A 16,347-nucleotide genomic window follows, 5' to 3' on the forward strand; every position below is an offset into this window, starting at 1 on the left:
CTGAGGAATATTCGGGTCAAGCGCCGCGGACGGCGGAGACGGCGGCGGCGAGCTCCGGGTCGCTCGCGGCCTTGTCGAGCGCGGTCCGCAGCACCGCGCAGTACGTCGGTTCGGTCTCGCTGTAGCGCTTGCGGCCGGCGTCGGTGATCACCGAGTAGACGCCGCGGCGGTCGTCTTCGCACAGGTCGCGGATGGTCAGGCCGGCGTCTTCGAGGCGGGCGCACATCCGGCTGACCGAGCTCTGGTTGAGGCCGATCGCGTCGGCGAGCTCCTGCATCCGCAGGCCGCCACGGGGGCCCGCGACGAGTTTGCCGAGCGCGCGGTACTCGGACAGGCCGAGCCCGTGGCGCCGCTGGAGCGCCTTGGCGAGTTCCTGCTCGATCCGGGCGTGCAGCACGAGTACGCGGCCCCATGCCTGTTCGTCGACGGTCATCTTCCGGCCTCCTCTTGACGCCAGGATAGTCCAGGGACAGTATTTATATGTACATGCAAGTACATCGAGAGGGTGGACATGAGCGACCGCAGCTTTCTGTTCCTGGTGGGTGCCGCGCGGGCCGGGGGCAACACCGAAATGCTGGCCCGGCTGGCGGCCAGGGAGCTGCCCAGGGACGTCGAACAGCGGTGGATCCGGCTGCCGGAGGTGCCGCTGCCGCCGTTCGAGGACCGCCGTCACGGCGCCGGTTCGCACCCGGAGCCCGGCGAGAACGAACAGCTGCTGATGGACGCGACGTTCGCCGCGACGGACATCGTGATCGCGTCACCGGTGTACTGGTACTCGGTGGCGTCGAGCGTGAAGCTCTACCTCGACTACTGGTCGGGCTGGATGCGGCTGCCGGTGGAGTTCAAGCCGCGGATGCGCGGCAAGACGCTGTGGGGCGTGAGCGTGCTGAGCGAGACGGCGCGCGAGGCCCGGCCGCTGATCGGCACGCTGGAACTGTGTGCGGAGTACCTGGGCATGAACTGGGGCGGGGTCCTGCTCGGCAACGGCAGTCGCCCCGGCGACGTGCTCCTGGACCCCGACGCGACGGCGGGCGCGCGGACGTTCTTCGCCGGCGCGGACCTGGTCACCGCCTAGCTCAGGACGTCCTTCGCGATCAGGCGCAGACCGCCGGCCAGGTCGGCGCCCGAAGGTGCGTGGTCCGGGTCGATGAGCCACTGGAGCATCACGCCCGACAGCAGGGCCTGGTGCACCGTGCCCGCGGCCCGGGCCTCGGCACTCCCGTCGTCGAGGCCCTGGAAGAGGTTCGCCAGGCCGTGCCGGGCCAGTTCGACGGCGTCCGCCAGCTGGGCCCGGACCTGCTCGTCGAGGTCCGGCTGGGAGCAGGCCTCGAAGCTCACCGCCCACATCCGGCGGTGCTCGCCGAACGAGTCGATCACGCGCTGCCAGATCAGCTCGAAGCGCTCGGCCGGTGACGTGTCCGGCGGTGTCTCCACCTGCAGCGTCTTCGCCAGCGTTTCGCCCCACTCCTCGTTCGCCTCGATCAGCGCGGCGTTGAGCAGCGCCTCGCGCGAGCCGAAGTGGTAGCCGATGGCCGCCATGCTCACGTTCGCCGCCGAGGCCAGGTCCCGCACCGTCGTGCGGGCGTAGCCCTTCTCGTACAGGCAGTGCTTCGCGGCCGCCAGCAGTGACTCCTTGTTGCCCATGGATGAAGCCTAGCACGAACGTCTTAGGCGAACGTCTTGCGCGATCGCCCAAATCGGGGTTACCGTTCCCGTCATGCAGAACGGACGAGTCCTCATCTCCGGCGCGAGCGTCGCCGGTCCCGCGCTGGCCTTCTGGCTCCGCCGCCACGGCTTCACGCCGACGGTCGTCGAACGCGCTCCCGAGCTGCGTGACGGCGGCTACGCGGTCGACTTCCGCGGCGCGTCCCTGCGGGTCCTCGACCGCATGGGCCTGCTCGGCGCGGTCGAAGCGGCGGCGACCCGGATGGGCGAAGTGACCTATGTGGACAGTGCGAACCGGCCGCTGGTGGTCACGCCGCCGACCTACCAGAGCGGCGAGCTCGAGATCCTGCGCGGCGACCTCGCGCGCATCCTGTACGACGCGACGCGGGACGGCGTCGAGTACGTCTTCGGCGATTCCGTCACCGGCATCGCCGAGCACGGCGACGGCGTCACGGTCACCTTCGCCCACGGCGAGCCGCGCGAGTTCGACCTGGTCATCGGGGCCGACGGGCTGCACTCGAACGTGCGGTCGCTGGCTTTCGGCAAGGAGTCCCGGTTCCGCCGCGACCTCGGCTACTACGTCTCGATCTTCACCGTGCCCAACCACCTCGGCCTCGACCGCGCCGGCCGGTTCTACAACGAGCCGAACCGGACCGTCGGCGTCTACAGCGCGCGGGACAACACCGAGGCCAAGGCGCTGTTCTGGTTCGGTTCCGACCGGCTGGACCACGACCACCGCGACGTCGGGCAGCAGCGCCGGATCGTCGAGGAGACGTTCCGTGACGTCGGCTGGGAGACGTCGACGCTGCTGAGGGCCATGTGGGACGCGCCGGACTTCTACTTCGACTCGGCGAGCCAGATCAAGCTGGACTCCTGCGCACGCGGGCGCGTTGCGCTGGTCGGCGACGCCGCGTACTGCGCCGCGCCGCTCTCCGGGATGGGGACGAGCCTGGCGATCGTCGGCGCGTACGTGCTGGCGGGCGAGCTCGCGGCCGCGGGCGGCGACCACGCGACGGCGTTCGACGCCTACTCCCGCGAGATGCGCGGCTTCGTCGACGCCTGCCAGAAACTGGCCGAGGGCAACGGGAAGTGGTTCGTCCCGCCGACGCGCGGGTGGCTGAAGTTCCGCAACCTGAACTACCGGCTGCTGCCGTACCTGCCGTGGCGCAAGCTGATCGAAGAGCTGCCGCTCAAGGCGGGCAACGCGATCACGCTGAAGCCGTATGCGGTGGCGCCGGCGTGACTCCGCGGCGCTTCGCGATACCGGCCATGTTCTCCTCGCCCCAGTCGCCCAGCGGCAGCAACGCCGTGTTCAGCCGCTGACCCAGCCCGGTCAGCGAGTACTCGACCTTCGGCGGGATCTCGTGGAACACCTCGCGGTGCACGACCTCGTCGGCCTCCAGCTCCCGCAGCGCCTGGATCAGCATCTTTTCGCTGATCCCCGCCACCTTCCGCTTCAGCTCGCCGAACCGCAGCGGCTCGGCGTGCAGCGCCCAGAGGATCAGGGCCTTCCAGCGGCCGCCGATGACGTCGACGGCCGCGTCCAATCCGCAGCGGTACGTTCGAGGCTGCATCCAGGATCCTTACGTTTTGGTGGGTACCTGACTTATTAGTCGGTACTTGTCCAGTGTAAAGCGCATCAGCAGCATGGAACCCATGGGAGAAAGCAAGAAACACGTGGGCGTGCTAGGCCTGGGGCGGATGGGCGCCGCCCTCGCCGGCGCGCTCTTGGGGGCGGGGCACGACGTCTCGGTGTGGAACCGGTCGCCGCTCAAGGCGGCACCACTGCTCGACCGCGGTGCCCGCCTCGCGGCCACACCGGCGGAGGCGGCTTCGGCCGACGTCGTCCTCAGCTGTCTGTCCACATACGACACGCAGCAGCCGGTACTGGAAGCCGCGTCCCCGAAGGTGCTCGTCAACCTCACGTCCGGGACACCGGAGCAGGCGCGTGGCGTCGCGAAGTGGGCCGCGTCCGAGGGCATCGACTACGTGGACGGCGTGATCATGGCCGTGCCGCAGGGAATCGGGACGCCGGCGGCGCAGATCCTCTACGGCGGCTCGGAACCGGCGTTCGCGGCGCAGCGCGACGTGCTGGAAGTCCTGGGGACGTCGGTGTTCCTCGGCGAGGACGCCGGGCTGGCGGCGCTGTACGACCTGGCGCTGCTCGGCATGATGTGGTCGACGATGGCCGGCTACCTGCACGCGCTGGCGCTGGTCGGCACCGAGGGTGTCACGCCTGAGCGGTTCGAGCCGCTGGCGTCGGCGTGGCAGTCGGCCGTCGGCGGATTCCTGCCGGGCATCGGTGCGCAGGTCGCCAGCGGCGACTACGCCACCGACGTGTCCGCTTTGGACATCAACGCGGCGGGACTCGGCCTGCTGGTCGAGACGAGCCGCGCGCAGGGGATCGGCACGGCGGTGCCCGCGGCGCTGCGGGAGTTGTTCGACCGAGCGGTCGCGGCGGGCCACGGTTCGCACGCGATCGCCAGCGTCATCGAGGAGATCCGGTGAAGTACCAGGGCAAGAAGGCCGTCGTCACCGGCGGCACGCACGGAATGGGGCTCGCGGTGGTGCGCGCCCTGCTCGACGGCGGCGCGGAGGTGCTGCTGACCGGCCGGGACGTGACCCCGCTGCGGGGAACGCTGCCGGGCAAGGCGCACCTGCTGTCCTCGGACGCGGCGCGCTTGGCCGACGTCGCCGAGCTGGGCGAGGTGGCCGCGGACACGCTCGGCGAGCTGGACCTGGTGTTCGTCAACGTCGGGTTCTCGACGCTGACGTCGTATGAGGAGGCGACGCCCGAGCTCTACGACCGGACGTTCGACGTCAACACCAAGGGCGCGTACTTCACGGCCCGGCGGCTGGCCCCGCTGGTCCGGTCCGGCGGCTCCTTCGTGTTCACGACATCGGTCGCGGCCGAGGCGGGGATCGCCGGGATGGGCCTGTACTCGGCGGCGAAGGCGGCGGTGCGCTCGTTCGCCCGCACGTACGCGGCCGAGCTGGCGCCGAGCGGGATCCGGGTCAACGTGGTCAGCCCCGGCTACACCGACACGCCGACGATGGGCGTCACCGGCGTCCCGGAGCAGGTGCTGGCCGAGTTCAAGGCGATCGGCGACGAGAGCACGCCGTTGAAGCGCCACGCCACCGCGGAGGAGGTCGCGGCGGCGGTGCTCTTCCTGGCGTTCGACGCAACGTTCACCACGGGCGCCGACCTTCCGGTGGACGGCGGTCTGGGGCAGCGCTTGACCTTGCCCGCGTGAGGTGAGCGCCCGCGCCGATCGCCCCGGCTCGCGGGCGGAGCCGTTCCTCACTTTGCCTGCGTGAGGTGGGCGGCCAGGCCGGTGACCCCTGGTGCGCGGTCGGGGCGGAGGACCAGGTCTTCGTCGTAGTCGCCGCCGTTCTGCGTGCGGAACGGGATCGGGTCCGTCGTCGCCAGCGTCCGCAGGCGTTCGCGAAGCCGGTCCCGTGCCTCGGCGAACCGGTCGTCCGGCACCCGGTCGGCGCCGTAGACCGCCACCGGTGGCAGCACCGACATGCCGGCGTAGAAGAGCGTCCCGTGGTGCAGCGGGAACAGGACCTCGTCCAGCGCGCCGTTCACCCCGCGCGGCCCCATGGCCGGCTCGCGGGCACCCGCGGTGAGCACCACCATCGCGCGCTTGCCCGCGAGCCGGCCCTCGCCGTAGCGCAGGGTCCGGCCGTCCTCGGCGCGGACGCCGTACCCGAAGCCCTTCACGAAGACGCGGTCGAACCAGCCCTTGAGGATCGCCGGCAGGCCGTACCACCACAGCGGGAACTGCACGACGACCGCGTCCGCCCACTCCAGTTTGTCCTGCTCGGCGACGATGTCCGCGCTCAGCTCGCCGCGGGCGTGCGCCCGGGCCGACGTCGCCCCGACGACCAGCCGGCCGTCCCCGGCCTCGGCGCCGAAGTCGGCGGCGTCGACCACCGGGTTCCACTTCATGGCGTACAGATCTGATTCCCGGACGTCGTGACCGAGCTCCCGGAGCGTCCGGAGCCCGTCGTCACGGAGGGCCCCGCTCAGCGAGCGGGGCTCGGGATGCGCGAAAACCCACAACACGTTCATGTCCCCATGGTCATCCGGCCGCCCCGCGCGATCGAGTGGCCGGAAAGCCAACATGTGCAAGAATCGAGCCATGGCCGAATTCGTGCACCCCAACCGCCACCACGTCGCCGTCCTGGTCCGCCACGGCATGCTCGTGATGGAACTCGGCATCGTCCACCGCCTGTTCGGCCAGGCCCGCTCGGCGGCGGGGGAGCCGCTGTACGAGGTCGTGACCTGCACGCTCGAGCCCGGCCCGGTGCGCACCGACGCAGACGTCGCCATCCCGGTCGACCGCGGCCCCGAGGTGCTGGCCGAGGCCGACACGGTGATCGTCCCGGCGTCCCTGGCCGAGTACGAGCCGATGGCGCGCGTGCTGACCCCGCCGCTCAAGGCCGCCCTCGACCGCATCCCGCCGGCCGCGCGCATCGCGTCCATCTGCACCGGCGCGTTCGTGCTCGCCGCGGCCGGCCTGCTCGACGGCCGCCGGGCCACCACCCACTGGCGTTCCGCGGAGGAACTGCAGGACCGGTTCCCCGAGGTCGACGTCGACCCGTGCGTGCTCTACACCGACGACGGCGACGTGCTGACGTCGGCGGGCGTCGCCGCCGGAATCGACCTGGTGCTGCACATGATCCGCCGCGACCACGGCGCGGCGGTGGCCAACGAAGTCGCCCGCGGCACGGTCGTGTCCCCGCACCGCGAGGGCGGCCAGGCCCAGTTCGTCCGGCGGCCGGTGCCCGAGCCCCGCACGTCGTCGACGAAGGCGGCGCGGGCATGGGCGCTGGAGAACCTGCACCGGCCGCTGACCCTGCGCGAGCTCGCCGCCCGCGAGGCGATGAGCACGCGCACGTTCACCCGCCGCTTCCGCGAGGAGGTCGGCATCTCGGCCCTGCAGTGGCTGACCCAGCAACGGATCGAGCGCGCCCGCCAGCTCCTCGAGGAGACGGACTTGCCGGTCGACCGCGTCGCCACGGAAGCCGGCTTCGGCACGGCGGCCTCGCTGCGCCAGCACTTCCAGGCGGCGCTCGGGGTGTCGCCGAGCGCGTACCGGTCGACGTTCCGCGGAGAACTGGCTGTTCAAGCGGGCTGAAATTTCGCTAGCTTCACCAGTTATGGACGACTTCTACGTCAGCCACAGCCGGTTCAGCGACCCGGGCCCGCACGCGGACTGGCTCGACGCCACCCCGGCCGACCTCGCCGTTCTGCGTGAAGCGGCGTCCCAGCTGGTCTTCCACTACTGGGGTTCGGGCGACATCACCGAACACGGTTTCCCGGCCGCCCGCAACGACGAGATCACCCTGCGGTACGCCGCGGTCATGTGGGCGCGCCTGCGCGAGCTCGACCCGGCCCCACCCGGCGAGCCGCGGCCGCCGCTGCACCGGATCGTCGGCTGCTGCCGCGATTTCACGCTGCTGTTCCTCTCGATGGCCCGCCACCACGGCATCCCGGCCCGCGCCCGAGTCGGCTTCGCGAGCTACCTGATGCCCGGCTGGTACCTCGACCACGTCGTCGCCGAGGTCCGCACCGCCGACGGCTGGCGCCTGGTCGAGCCCCAGCTGTCACCCGGCTTCCGCGACCCCGTGGACGACGTGGCGTTCGACCTCCTCGACGTCCCCCGCGCCCGGTTCCTGACCGGCCCCGACGCGTGGACCGCCGTCCGCTCCGGCGAGCTCGACCCGGCCCTGCTGGTCATTTCGCCGGACCTGGACGTGCCGTTCCTGCGCGGGATCCCGTACGCGTGGCACAACCTCGTGTTCGACCTCGCCGCGCTCAACAAGCACGAGATGCTCCAGTGGGACATCTGGGGCGCGATCGACGACTCCGCCACGCTCGCCCCGGCCACCCTCGCCCGCGCCGACGAGCTGGCCGAGCTGATGGCCGACGCGGACGTCGAGCAGCTGCGAGTGGCCTTCGAGGCCGACGACCTGCGGGTGCCGCCGGTGATCCACACGGTCACCCCGCCGGGACGGCTCCCGGCCGAGGTAGTGCTTCGCTGACTTCGGCGGCGGTCCGCACGAACCGCGCGATCCGCGGGTCCCGCGCCCCGGCCGGCCAGGCGAGGGCCAGCGAGTACGGCGTCGCGTCGACGACCGGCCGGTAGACGACGTCGTCCCGCGAGCGCAGCTCGGCGACCGACGCGGGCAGCAGCGCGACCGCCTGCCCGAGCGCGACCGTCTCCAGCAGCTGGGCGCTGTCGTGCACGATCGGTCCCGGCGTCACCGACCCGCCGGTCACGTCCTGCCCGGACCAGTACGCCCGGTCCGCGGCCGAGGAGAGCGGCCAGCACGGCGTCGGCCGGCCGGCGAAGTCGGCGCAGGTCAGCACGGACCGGCCGGCGAGCTCGTGGTCCGAGGGCAGTGCGGCCACCCGCGGCTCGCTGAACAGCACCTCGACGTCCAGGCCGTGGTGGGTGCCGCCGTGGCAGCCGAGCACGGCCACGTCCGCCCGGCCGTCCCGCAGCATCTCCGTCTGTTCGCCGAACCCGCTGACCCGGACGTCGACCGGGTCCGGGTGCGCATCGGCGATCCGCCGCAGCAGATCGGTCGCGACCCCCGGCTTCGCCGTGACGACCAGTGCCGGCGTCCGCTGCGCCGCCCGCCGCGTGCGCCGGACCGCCGCGGTGACGGCGTCCAGTGCCTTCGCCGACTCGGTGAAGAGGACGGCGCCGGCCGGCGTCAGCGAGACGTGCCGGCTGGTGCGTTCGAACAGCTGCACACCGAGCCGCCGCTCCAGCAGCCGGATCGCGCGCGACAGCGGTGGCTGCGCCATCCCGAGCCGCTCGGCGGCGCGGGAGAAGTTCAGCTCTTCGGCGACCGCGCGGAAATACCGCAGCTCACGGACCTCGACATCGTCCATATCGGGAGAGTATCGCGGCAGACTCCACAGGTCTTTCCCTTTCTCCTTCGCGCACGGTGGGCTTGGTGTCGATAACTCCACAAAGGACGGACATCGATGACGGAACCGCAGCACAACAAGGAAGTGGTCCTCGCTTTCCTCCGGCTGGCCTTCACCGAGAAGCGCCCGGTCGACGCCTTCGCCGAGTACGTCGGCGACGGCTACGTCCAGCACAACCCCCACGCCCCGGCGAGCGCGGCGGCCTCGGCCCGCTACCTGGCCGGGTTCGTGGCCCGGTTCCCGGAGCTCACCCTGGACGTCCGCCGGGTGATCGCCGAGGACGACCTCGTCTGCACGCACAGCCTCCTGCGCCTGACGCCCGGATCGCGTGGCAGCGCGATCGCGGACGTGATGCGGGTGCGCGACGGCCGGATCGTCGAGCACTGGGACGTGGTGCAGGAGGTCCCGGAGGCGACGGCGAGCGGCAACCCGATGATCTAGGCGTGCCGTCCCGCGCCGCGGGACATCACCCGTCGGCGACCGTGCCGGCCTCGTCCGCCTCCGGTTCGATCTCCCTCGGCGCGATGCCGTGCAGTGCGGCGCTCACCACCGAGTTCACCGGCGGCGGATCGAGGGGTGCCGTGTGCGGGAAGACCGTCGTCAGCACCGAGGCGTGGCAGTAGCCCACCAGCATCGCCGCCGTTGCGTCCACTTCGGACTCCGGGTCCAGGCGGCCCAGTGCCCGCTCGGCTTCGAGGTAGGCCACCAGCCGGTCGCGCCAGTAGCCGGACCGCTCGCTGATCTCCGCGAACCGCTCCAGCACCCGGGGCTGCGCCACCAGGCCGCTGAACGCCGGCACGAGCGCCTTGTGCAGCGCCAGGCCGAACTCCACGTGGCGGCGGAGGTTCCCGATGATGGTGCCTTCGCCGGGCACCGGCAGCTCGCCCAGCTCCGCCTCGGTCGTGCGCACGTGCTCCAGCAGGGCCCGGGCCACCAGCTCCTCCTTGTCGGAGAAGTGGTTGTAGAGCACGCCGTCGGCGACGCCCGCCATGCGCGCGATCCCGCGCACGGTCATCCCGACGGTGCCGTGCGTGGCGATCATCTTCTGCGCGGTCTCGAGCAGCAGGTCGTGCAGTGACTGCCCGTCCTGCTGGGCGGCGGCTTTCCTCGGTGACATCACCGCCATCGTACGGGCGCCCCGCTACGGCCTCCTTCCCGTGACCAGCCACGCCGTGCCGCGCAGCCGGACCGCGTCCGGACCCGCGAACGGCTCGAGCGCCGCCGCGAGGGCTTCGGTCGCCTTGGCCGCCGTCGCGCTGTCGAGCAGGCCCAGGTGGTGGCGGACCGGGCCCCAGCCCGCCATGAACCGGGCCGCGTCGGGGACGTCGCGGCCCCAGACCTGGCCGGCCTCGACGGGGGTGCACACCACGTCTTCGAAGCCGGCTTCGGTCAGCACCGCCCTGGTCCGGTCCGGGTCCGCGAACGACGTCGGCCCGCTGCCGTCCGGCCCGGTCGGCTGCGGCAGGTAGGCGGCCATCGCGCCGAACACCCGGCCGAGATCGGTGCCGGCCAGCGCCGTCATGCAGAGGAACGCGAGCCGGCCGCCGGGGGCAAGCGCGCGCCGGACGTTGCCGAACGCCGCCACCGGATCGGCGAAGAACATCACCCCGAACCGGCTGACCGCCAGGTCGAACCCGCCGTCGGCGAACGGGTGGACCTGGACGTCGCCCTGCTCGAACGTCACGTTCGGCACCTCGGCCGCCCGCGCCCGCGCGGTCGCGGTCGCGAGCATCGGCCCGGACAGGTCGACGCCGATCGCGGACCGGGCCCGCGCCGCGGCGAGCCGCGTCAGCTGGCCGTTGCCGCAGCCGATGTCGAGCACGCGATCGTCCGCGCCCACCCGCTCGAGCAGGAAACCGTTGAAGCCGCTGTTCACGGCGTCGTAGCGGTCGGCGTGCGTCGCCCAGTGCTCTCCTTCGTAGCCGTTCCACGCCTCGGCCTGTGCGGTGTTGACGATCCCCGTCATCCCCATTCCCTCCCTGGTGAACACGCGTTCATGAACACATGTTCATGCTGCCGCCGCTGCCACCCGCTGTCAAGGCATCGGCCACCCGCCGCCGGATGTCGGCCAGGTGGCAGATCTTCCGGGCGGGCGAACGCGGAAGACTTCTCGTCATCAGGGCAAAGCGCCTCTGATCAGTGAAAAGGAGTTCGAAATGGCCGACGTCATCGCCAACATGTCCATGTCCCTCGACGGCTTCGTGGCCGACCCGGAAGACCGCATCGATCACCTGTTCGAGTGGTTCGGCAACGGTGACGTCGAGATCCCCACCGCCGTCGACTGGGCCACCTTCAAGACCTCCGAAGCGAGCGCGAAGATGCTGCGCGCGGCAATGGAGAACGTCGGCGCGCTGATCACCGGCCGCCGCCTGTTCAACCTCACCCAGGGCTGGGGCGGCACGCACCCGATGGGCGTCCCGGTCTTCGTCGTCACCCACGAGGAGCCCGCGGACTGGCCGCACCCGGACGCGCCGTTCACCTTCGTCACCGACGGCCTCGAAAGCGCCGTCGAGCAGGCCAAGAAGACCGCCGGCGACAAGACCGTCGCGGTCGCCAGCACGACGATCGCCCAGCAGTGCCTCAACCTCGGCCTGCTCGACGGCGTCCAGGTCGACCTCGTCCCCGTGCTGCTCGGCTCCGGCGTCCGCTTCTTCGACCACCTCGACGCCACCACCAAGCTGACCGACCCCGAGGTCACCGAGGGCACCGGTGTGACGCACCTGTCCTACCGGATCAAGCGCTGAGGAGCGTGACGTGCAGCGCGGCGAGGCGGGCGGGGTCGGCGATCACCTCATACGCCGCCACCCGCTCGCCTTCGACCGCCACGGCCAACGCGAGCACCAGCCGTCCGCGGGGCGCGACGACGACGCCGACCGCGCCGTCGACCAGGGCCGCTTCGGCGAACCGGGCCCGTTTCCCGAACACCCGGGTCTCCTCGGCCACCGCGCGGGCCCCCCGCGTCTCGAGCGCCGCGCCCACCGGGAGCGCGGCGGCGTCGGCGCGGCGGACGACGTCCGGGGCCAGCACGTCGAGCAGTGAGGAGAGGTCGCCGCCACGGGCCGCGGCCAGGAACGCGTCGACCACCCGGCGGTGCCGGGCCAGGTCGGCCGGGGGCAGCGGGGAAGTACCCCGGATCCGGTGCCGCGCACGGCTCGCCAGCTTCTTCGCCGCCACCGGTGTCCGGTCCAGCACCGGGGCGATCCGGTCGAACGGCACCGCGAAGAGGTCGTGCAGCACGAACGCGATCCGCTCGGCCGGCCCGAGCGCGTCCAGCACGACGAGCAGCGCCCGGCCCACCGCGTCGGCGAGCGCGGCTTCGTCCGCCGGATCGGCGTCGTCCACCGGGTCCGGGAACACCTCGAACGGCTCCTCGCGGCGGGCTTTCCGCGACCGCAGGACGTCGAGGCAGACGCGGGAGACGACCGTCGTCAGCCAGGCCGCCAGGTTGTCGACCGAGTCCACCCGGTTCAGCCGCAACCACGCTTCCTGCACGGCGTCGTCCGCTTCGGCCGCCGAGCCGAGCATCCGGTAGGCCAGCCCGTGCAGCCGGCCGCGTTCGGCCTCGAATTCCGCCGCCAGGTCGTCCATCGGTCACCTTTCACTCGGAGCCACCGTCGCCTCCTCGACGTATCCCCGCGACCGGAGGTGACCGGATGAGCTTGCTGACCCCTGCCGGCCTGGACGGCTGGCGCCTGCCGAACCGGGTCGTCGTGGCGCCGACGACCCGGGCGCGTGTCCCCGGCGGCGTGCCGGGCGACCTCCAGGCCGCCTACTACGCGCAGCGCGCCGGCGCCGGGCTCATCGTCGCCGAAGGCACTTGGGTGAGCGAACGGGCCATCGGCTTCTCGGACGTCCCGGGGATCTACACCGAAGCACAGGTCGACGGGTGGCGGCGGGTCACGGACGTCGTGCACGCGCTCGGCGGCCGGATCGTCGTGCAGCTGTGGCACACCGGAGCCGTTTCGCACCCGGACTTCCTCGGCGGGCCGCCGGCGGGGCCGTCGGCCGTGAACCCGGCCGAGCCGGTGTACCCAGCGTCCGGACGGCGCCGCACCGTCACCCCGCGCGAGATGGACGTGGCCGAAATCCGGGCCACGGTCGCGGATTACGGCACGGCGGCCGAGAAGGCGCACCGCGCCGGGTTCGACGGCGTCGAGATCGCGGCCAACGGCGTGTACCTGCTCGCGCAGTTCCTGCACCCGCGGCTCAACCACCGCACCGACGCCTACGGCGGCTCGCCCGCCGCGCGCCGCAGGTTGCTCGCCGAGGTCGTCGAAGCGGCCGCCGCGCACGGCCGGGTCGGCGTCCGGCTTTCGCCGTGGTGGACCGGCGGGCTGTTCACTGTGGACGAAGCACTCCGCGCCGAGTACGACGAACTGGTCGCCGGCCTCGCCGCGGACTACCTGCACCTCCGGGGTCCCGACACCGGACCGGACTTCGCGGCCTTCGCCCGCTACCGCGAACTGTTCGACGGCCCGCTGATCGTCAACAACGGCTTCGACCGCGAGACGGGCAACGCGGTGATCGAGGCCGGCCTCGCCGACGCGGTTTCCTACGCCCGGCACTTCGTCGCCAACCCGGACCTGGTGACGCGGTTCGCCCTCGGGCTGCCGACCGTGCCGGCCGACCCCGCGACGTACTACGGCGGCGGGGCCGCCGGTTACGTCGAGCAGGCGGCCGCGATGGCGGCGCTGTCCCAGTAGAACGGGCGGACTTCGGTGATGCGGCCACCGGCCACGGTGATCGTCTGGAGGATCGGGAAGGCGAGCTCGCGGCCGGTGGCGCGGGCCCGGGCGCGCACGTTCGTCAGCACGACGAGCGGGGACGTCGTGGCGAGGAACGTCTGGTCCACGAAGTCGAAGGCGGCCCACGTGCGGCTCATCACCGCGAAGAACCGCTGCAGACCGTCGTGGCCGCGCCAGACACCGCCGTACGGCAGGCCCTCGGCCTGGTACAGCACGAAGTCCGGGGCGAAGAACCGCCGCAGCGGGGTGAAGTCGCCGGTGGCGAAGTACTCGGCTTCGGCGGCGTACATGCCTTCGAGAACGGAGACGCTCATGATGATCACCATGGCGCACCGGTGAGCGGGCCACCGGCGGAAACCGGACGTCGCGTCAGGCGTCCGGGCACCACACCGCCAGCTCGCTCCCGCCGGGCTCGCGGAAGTGGAAACGGCGTCCGCCCGGGAAGGCGAACGGTTCCTTCGTCACCACGCCGCCCGCTGCCGTCACCGCCTCGCGGGCCGCCGTCAGATCGTCCGTGCGGATCGTGAGCAGCGGCGCGCTGGTCTGTTCGTCCGCGGCCGATTGGAACCCCAACGTGAGGCCGGCGCCCCGGACGTCGGTGTAGTCCGGGCCGTACGGTGTCACCGCCCAGCCGAACGCGCGCTCGAAGAACTGCCCGGACGCCGCGGCGGACGTGGACGGGAACTCGGCGAAGTCGATTTCGTACATGCCCCCGAAGCTAGCGGCGACCACCGACAAAACCGCGCGAGCGGCCCATCGACAGCCCGCCGAGGACGAGGGCGGCCACGCCGATCACCAGGTCCACGTAGCCCCCGACGATCCCGTAGCCGGTACCGGGCCCGCCCTTCGCGGCGGCCACGACCCACCCGCCGATGACGACGGCGGCCAGTCCGCCGGCCAAGGCCACGACGGCTCCCCGGCCGCGGGCCAGTGCCAGCCCGCCCGCGACCACCCCGGCCACGCCGAAGACGACGGCGATCAAGGACCAGAGCCGTCCCGGGGTCAGGTCGTAGGCACTGACCGCGGCGAGGTGGACGTTCATGAGCAGCTCCTTCTCTCGGGTGTTCCGAGAGCATGTCCGCCGGACTCCTCGCCCGTCGTTGTGCCGGAGCAGACACTTCGCGCTGCCGCGGACACCGCAGGGAACCGGCGCGCTACCACGGGCGCAGTAGCCCGGAAATGCTCTTCGCGCGGGACTTCGCCGCGCGGTCACCCGGTTAGGGTTCAGGGGTGAGCCGCGCGCAGATCCTCGACGGCGTGATCGCCGCCGGCGTCGCGGTGGCCCTGGTGGTCGCCGGGCTGTCCGCAACGCACGCGCCCGCGGACCTCGACGTCCTGGGGTACGCCGCGCTGGCCGCCGGGGGGCTGGCGCTGGCCGCGCGCCGCCGGGCGCCGATCGCCGTGCTGGCCGTGACCGCGGTCTGCGCGCTCGCCTACCAGGTCGCCGGCTTCGAAGTGCCCGTCGTCGCCTACCTCTTCGCCGTGTACGCCGCCGTCCGGGCGGGACACCGGATCGCCGCGGTCGTCGCTTCGGTGCTCATGCTGGCCGCGGTTCCGCTCGCGCTCCTGGCTTCGGGCGTGGCCGGCACCGGTGCGGCGTTCACGCAGTCGCGGGACGTTCTCCAGATCGCGTGGCTGATCGCCGCCGGGGCGGCGGGGGAGGCGCTGCGCCAGGCCGAGCGCCGGGCCGACGAAGCCGAGCGCACCCGCGAGGAAACCGCGCGGCGGCGCGCGGACGAGGAACGGCTGCACATCGCGCGGGAGCTGCACGATTCGCTCACCCACCAGATCTCCGTCATCAAGGTGCAGGCCGAAGTCGCCGTCCACCTGGCCCGCAAGCGCGGCGAAGACGTGCCCGACGCGCTGCTGGCGATCCGCGACGCCGGCCGCGAGGCGGCGCGGGAACTGCGAGCGACCCTGGAGGCGTTGCGCGACGACGACAAGGATCCGCCGCGCGGGCTCGACGACGTCCCGGACCTCGTACGCCGCGCCCGGAGCACCGGTCTCGACGCGCAGCTGACGGTCGAGGGCCCGCGCGACGCCGTGCCGGCCGCGGTCGGCCGGACCGCCTACCGGATCGTCCAGGAGTCGCTGACCAACGTCGCCCGGCACGCCGCCGCGGCCACCGCGTCGGTCCGGATCGACCACCGGCCCGGCACGCTGGTCATCCGGGTGGACGACGACGGCCAGGCCACCGTGGACAGTGCGCCGGGCGTCGGCCTGACCGGGATGCGCGAGCGCGTCACGGCGCTGGGTGGCCGGCTCCAGGCCGGGCCTCGCCGCGAAGGCGGCTTCAGCGTCCAGGCCGAGCTGCCGGTGGACCCCACGTGATCCGCGTCCTGCTGGCCGACGACCAGCCGCTGATCCGCAGCGGGTTCCGTGCGCTCCTCGACGTCGAAGACGACATCGAGGTGGTCGCCGAAGCGGGCGACGGCGGCGAGGCGGTGCGGCTCGCGCTGGCGCACCTGCCGGACATCGCGCTCGTCGACGTCCAGATGCCCGGCGTCGACGGCATCGAGGCGACCCGGCGCATCGCCGCGCACCCGGCGCTGGCCGCGGTGCACGTCGTCATCCTGACCAACTACGGCCTGGACGAGTACGTCTTCGAGGCGCTGCGCGCGGGGGCGGCCGGGTTCCTGGTCAAGGACATCCAGCCGGAGGACTTCCTGCACGCGGTGCGCGTCGCGGCTCGCGGCGACGCGCTGCTGGCGCCGTCGATCACCCGCAAGCTGATCGACCGGTACGTGACCCAGCCGCTCGTCCCCGGCGCGGGGCTGACGGAGCTGACGAACCGGGAACGCGAAGCCGTCATGCTTGTGGCGAGGGGGTTGTCGAACGAGGAGATCGCCGCGCGGATGGTGATCAGTCCGCTGACCGCGAAGACGCACGTCAACCGGGCCATGACGAAGCTGCACGCGCGCGACCGGGCGCAGCTGGTGGTGTTCGCCTACGAATCGGGGCTGGTGGTGCCGCGGTGAGCGAGGT

At 72.3% G+C, this 16,347-nt stretch carries 22 protein-coding genes; 11 read left to right on the forward strand and 11 right to left on the reverse strand.

What is annotated here, in order from left to right:
* Window positions 1-16: 16 nt before the first annotated feature.
* Window positions 17-433 (reverse strand): MarR family winged helix-turn-helix transcriptional regulator, encoded by a 417-nt coding sequence (locus QRY02_RS42470; protein WP_285988327.1) that lies wholly within the window; start codon window positions 431-433, stop codon window positions 17-19.
* Window positions 434-511: 78 nt separating this feature from the next.
* On the opposite strand from QRY02_RS42470, the gene QRY02_RS42475 reads away from it, so the two are divergent.
* Window positions 512-1,075 carry a flavodoxin family protein gene (locus tag QRY02_RS42475; protein WP_285988328.1) on the forward strand — a complete coding sequence of 188 codons (564 nt, stop codon included), beginning with the start codon at window positions 512-514 and terminating at the stop codon, window positions 1,073-1,075.
* Here QRY02_RS42475 and QRY02_RS42480 read toward each other — a convergent pair.
* Window positions 1,072-1,644: a TetR/AcrR family transcriptional regulator gene (locus tag QRY02_RS42480; protein WP_285988329.1), complete on the reverse strand. Its 573-nt coding sequence runs from the start codon at window positions 1,642-1,644 to the stop codon at window positions 1,072-1,074. The genes QRY02_RS42475 and QRY02_RS42480 overlap by 4 nt on opposite strands.
* A 73-nt stretch (window positions 1,645-1,717) precedes the next feature.
* On the opposite strand from QRY02_RS42480, the gene QRY02_RS42485 reads away from it, so the two are divergent.
* Complete coding sequence (locus QRY02_RS42485) at window positions 1,718-2,908, forward strand: FAD-dependent monooxygenase (RefSeq protein WP_285988330.1); 1,191 nt, start codon at window positions 1,718-1,720, stop codon at window positions 2,906-2,908.
* Here QRY02_RS42485 and QRY02_RS42490 read toward each other — a convergent pair.
* Complete coding sequence (locus tag QRY02_RS42490) at window positions 2,874-3,239, reverse strand: winged helix-turn-helix transcriptional regulator (RefSeq protein ID WP_285988331.1); 366 nt, start codon at window positions 3,237-3,239, stop codon at window positions 2,874-2,876. The genes QRY02_RS42485 and QRY02_RS42490 overlap by 35 nt on opposite strands.
* Window positions 3,240-3,321: 82 nt before the next feature.
* Between QRY02_RS42490 and QRY02_RS42495 the strand changes: the two genes are divergently transcribed.
* Both QRY02_RS42495 and QRY02_RS42500 read left to right on the forward strand, forming a co-directional pair.
* A complete protein-coding gene (locus tag QRY02_RS42495) occupies window positions 3,322-4,173 on the forward strand; it encodes an NAD(P)-dependent oxidoreductase (RefSeq protein WP_285988332.1) in 852 nt (283 codons plus the stop codon).
* Entirely contained in the window at window positions 4,170-4,919 is a 750-nt protein-coding gene (locus QRY02_RS42500) for an SDR family oxidoreductase (RefSeq protein WP_285988333.1), read from the forward strand. Before QRY02_RS42495 ends, QRY02_RS42500 begins: the two co-directional genes overlap by 4 nt.
* Window positions 4,920-4,966: 47 nt before the next feature.
* Here the strand turns inward: QRY02_RS42500 and QRY02_RS42505 are convergent, their stop codons facing one another.
* Entirely contained in the window at window positions 4,967-5,743 is a 777-nt protein-coding gene (locus QRY02_RS42505) for an NAD(P)H-dependent oxidoreductase (RefSeq protein ID WP_285988334.1), read from the reverse strand.
* Between the two features lie 70 nt (window positions 5,744-5,813).
* On the opposite strand from QRY02_RS42505, the gene QRY02_RS42510 reads away from it, so the two are divergent.
* Complete coding sequence (locus tag QRY02_RS42510) at window positions 5,814-6,812, forward strand: GlxA family transcriptional regulator (RefSeq protein WP_285988335.1); 999 nt, start codon at window positions 5,814-5,816, stop codon at window positions 6,810-6,812.
* A 22-nt stretch (window positions 6,813-6,834) separates the two neighbouring features.
* A complete protein-coding gene (locus QRY02_RS42515; RefSeq protein ID WP_285988336.1) occupies window positions 6,835-7,719 on the forward strand; it encodes a transglutaminase-like domain-containing protein in 885 nt (294 codons plus the stop codon).
* On the opposite strand, the gene QRY02_RS42520 is transcribed toward QRY02_RS42515, so the two are convergent.
* Window positions 7,676-8,578, reverse strand: coding sequence for a LysR family transcriptional regulator (locus tag QRY02_RS42520; protein ID WP_285988337.1), 903 nt, complete (start codon window positions 8,576-8,578; stop codon window positions 7,676-7,678). The two genes, QRY02_RS42515 and QRY02_RS42520, sit on opposite strands and share 44 nt — an antisense overlap.
* A 96-nt stretch (window positions 8,579-8,674) precedes the next feature.
* On the opposite strand from QRY02_RS42520, the gene QRY02_RS42525 reads away from it, so the two are divergent.
* Window positions 8,675-9,058, forward strand: coding sequence for a nuclear transport factor 2 family protein (locus QRY02_RS42525; RefSeq protein WP_285988338.1), 384 nt, complete (start codon window positions 8,675-8,677; stop codon window positions 9,056-9,058).
* Window positions 9,059-9,083: 25 nt separating this feature from the next.
* On the opposite strand, the gene QRY02_RS42530 is transcribed toward QRY02_RS42525, so the two are convergent.
* Window positions 9,084-9,743, reverse strand: coding sequence for a TetR/AcrR family transcriptional regulator (locus QRY02_RS42530; RefSeq protein ID WP_353068272.1), 660 nt, complete (start codon window positions 9,741-9,743; stop codon window positions 9,084-9,086).
* 15 nt (window positions 9,744-9,758) lie between these two features.
* Window positions 9,759-10,583 carry a class I SAM-dependent methyltransferase gene (locus QRY02_RS42535; RefSeq protein WP_285988340.1) on the reverse strand — a complete coding sequence of 275 codons (825 nt, stop codon included), beginning with the start codon at window positions 10,581-10,583 and terminating at the stop codon, window positions 9,759-9,761.
* A 190-nt stretch (window positions 10,584-10,773) separates the two neighbouring features.
* On the opposite strand from QRY02_RS42535, the gene QRY02_RS42540 reads away from it, so the two are divergent.
* The gene (locus QRY02_RS42540; protein WP_285988341.1) at window positions 10,774-11,361 is read left to right on the forward strand and encodes a dihydrofolate reductase family protein; all 588 of its coding nucleotides are present in this window, start codon (window positions 10,774-10,776) and stop codon (window positions 11,359-11,361) included.
* Here the strand turns inward: QRY02_RS42540 and QRY02_RS42545 are convergent.
* Complete coding sequence (locus QRY02_RS42545) at window positions 11,351-12,205, reverse strand: sigma-70 family RNA polymerase sigma factor (protein WP_285988342.1); 855 nt, start codon at window positions 12,203-12,205, stop codon at window positions 11,351-11,353. The two genes, QRY02_RS42540 and QRY02_RS42545, sit on opposite strands and share 11 nt — an antisense overlap.
* Before the next feature lie 65 nt (window positions 12,206-12,270).
* Here QRY02_RS42545 and QRY02_RS42550 point away from each other — a divergent pair, with 65 nt between their 5' ends.
* The gene (locus QRY02_RS42550; protein ID WP_285988343.1) at window positions 12,271-13,320 is read left to right on the forward strand and encodes an oxidoreductase; all 1,050 of its coding nucleotides are present in this window, start codon (window positions 12,271-12,273) and stop codon (window positions 13,318-13,320) included.
* On the opposite strand, the gene QRY02_RS42555 is transcribed toward QRY02_RS42550, so the two are convergent.
* From QRY02_RS42555 to QRY02_RS42565, 3 genes are read right to left on the reverse strand one after another with little or no spacing between them, the layout of a single operon-like run.
* A complete protein-coding gene (locus tag QRY02_RS42555; protein ID WP_285988344.1) occupies window positions 13,278-13,676 on the reverse strand; it encodes a nuclear transport factor 2 family protein in 399 nt (132 codons plus the stop codon). The two genes, QRY02_RS42550 and QRY02_RS42555, sit on opposite strands and share 43 nt — an antisense overlap.
* 55 nt (window positions 13,677-13,731) lie before the next feature.
* Complete coding sequence (locus tag QRY02_RS42560; RefSeq protein WP_285988345.1) at window positions 13,732-14,070, reverse strand: VOC family protein; 339 nt, start codon at window positions 14,068-14,070, stop codon at window positions 13,732-13,734.
* A 10-nt stretch (window positions 14,071-14,080) separates the two neighbouring features.
* On the reverse strand, window positions 14,081-14,404 hold the full coding sequence (locus QRY02_RS42565) for a DUF6223 family protein (RefSeq protein ID WP_285988346.1): 324 nt from the start codon (window positions 14,402-14,404) through the stop codon (window positions 14,081-14,083).
* A gap of 188 nt (window positions 14,405-14,592) precedes the next feature.
* On the opposite strand from QRY02_RS42565, the gene QRY02_RS42570 reads away from it, so the two are divergent.
* The gene (locus QRY02_RS42570; RefSeq protein ID WP_285988347.1) at window positions 14,593-15,693 is read left to right on the forward strand and encodes a sensor histidine kinase; all 1,101 of its coding nucleotides are present in this window, start codon (window positions 14,593-14,595) and stop codon (window positions 15,691-15,693) included.
* On the forward strand, window positions 15,690-16,340 hold the full coding sequence (locus tag QRY02_RS42575) for a response regulator (RefSeq protein WP_285988348.1): 651 nt from the start codon (window positions 15,690-15,692) through the stop codon (window positions 16,338-16,340). The genes QRY02_RS42570 and QRY02_RS42575 overlap by 4 nt, the downstream gene beginning before the upstream one ends.
* Window positions 16,341-16,347 lie beyond the last annotated feature (7 nt).

It is taken from the genome of Amycolatopsis sp. DG1A-15b (assembly GCF_030285645.1).
GTDB lineage: Bacteria > Actinomycetota > Actinomycetes > Mycobacteriales > Pseudonocardiaceae > Amycolatopsis.

Coding starts and splice junctions, on each gene's coding strand:
- QRY02_RS42525 (WP_285988338.1), top strand. CDS start 8,675: ATGACGGAACCGCAGCACAACAAGGAAGTGGTCCTCGCTTTCCTCCGG.
- QRY02_RS42540 (WP_285988341.1), top strand. CDS start 10,774: ATGGCCGACGTCATCGCCAACATGTCCATGTCCCTCGACGGCTTCGTG.
- QRY02_RS42550 (WP_285988343.1), top strand. CDS start 12,271: ATGAGCTTGCTGACCCCTGCCGGCCTGGACGGCTGGCGCCTGCCGAAC.
- QRY02_RS42485 (WP_285988330.1), top strand. CDS start 1,718: ATGCAGAACGGACGAGTCCTCATCTCCGGCGCGAGCGTCGCCGGTCCC.
- QRY02_RS42560 (WP_285988345.1), bottom strand. CDS start 14,070: ATGTACGAAATCGACTTCGCCGAGTTCCCGTCCACGTCCGCCGCGGCG.
- QRY02_RS42495 (WP_285988332.1), top strand. CDS start 3,322: ATGGGAGAAAGCAAGAAACACGTGGGCGTGCTAGGCCTGGGGCGGATG.
- QRY02_RS42545 (WP_285988342.1), bottom strand. CDS start 12,205: ATGGACGACCTGGCGGCGGAATTCGAGGCCGAACGCGGCCGGCTGCAC.
- QRY02_RS42510 (WP_285988335.1), top strand. CDS start 5,814: ATGGCCGAATTCGTGCACCCCAACCGCCACCACGTCGCCGTCCTGGTC.
- QRY02_RS42565 (WP_285988346.1), bottom strand. CDS start 14,404: ATGAACGTCCACCTCGCCGCGGTCAGTGCCTACGACCTGACCCCGGGA.
- QRY02_RS42480 (WP_285988329.1), bottom strand. CDS start 1,644: ATGGGCAACAAGGAGTCACTGCTGGCGGCCGCGAAGCACTGCCTGTAC.
- QRY02_RS42555 (WP_285988344.1), bottom strand. CDS start 13,676: ATGAGCGTCTCCGTTCTCGAAGGCATGTACGCCGCCGAAGCCGAGTAC.
- QRY02_RS42475 (WP_285988328.1), top strand. CDS start 512: ATGAGCGACCGCAGCTTTCTGTTCCTGGTGGGTGCCGCGCGGGCCGGG.
- QRY02_RS42490 (WP_285988331.1), bottom strand. CDS start 3,239: ATGCAGCCTCGAACGTACCGCTGCGGATTGGACGCGGCCGTCGACGTC.
- QRY02_RS42505 (WP_285988334.1), bottom strand. CDS start 5,743: ATGAACGTGTTGTGGGTTTTCGCGCATCCCGAGCCCCGCTCGCTGAGC.
- QRY02_RS42520 (WP_285988337.1), bottom strand. CDS start 8,578: ATGGACGATGTCGAGGTCCGTGAGCTGCGGTATTTCCGCGCGGTCGCC.
- QRY02_RS42535 (WP_285988340.1), bottom strand. CDS start 10,583: ATGACGGGGATCGTCAACACCGCACAGGCCGAGGCGTGGAACGGCTAC.
- QRY02_RS42530 (WP_353068272.1), bottom strand. CDS start 9,743: ATGGCGGTGATGTCACCGAGGAAAGCCGCCGCCCAGCAGGACGGGCAG.
- QRY02_RS42470 (WP_285988327.1), bottom strand. CDS start 433: ATGACCGTCGACGAACAGGCATGGGGCCGCGTACTCGTGCTGCACGCC.
- QRY02_RS42515 (WP_285988336.1), top strand. CDS start 6,835: ATGGACGACTTCTACGTCAGCCACAGCCGGTTCAGCGACCCGGGCCCG.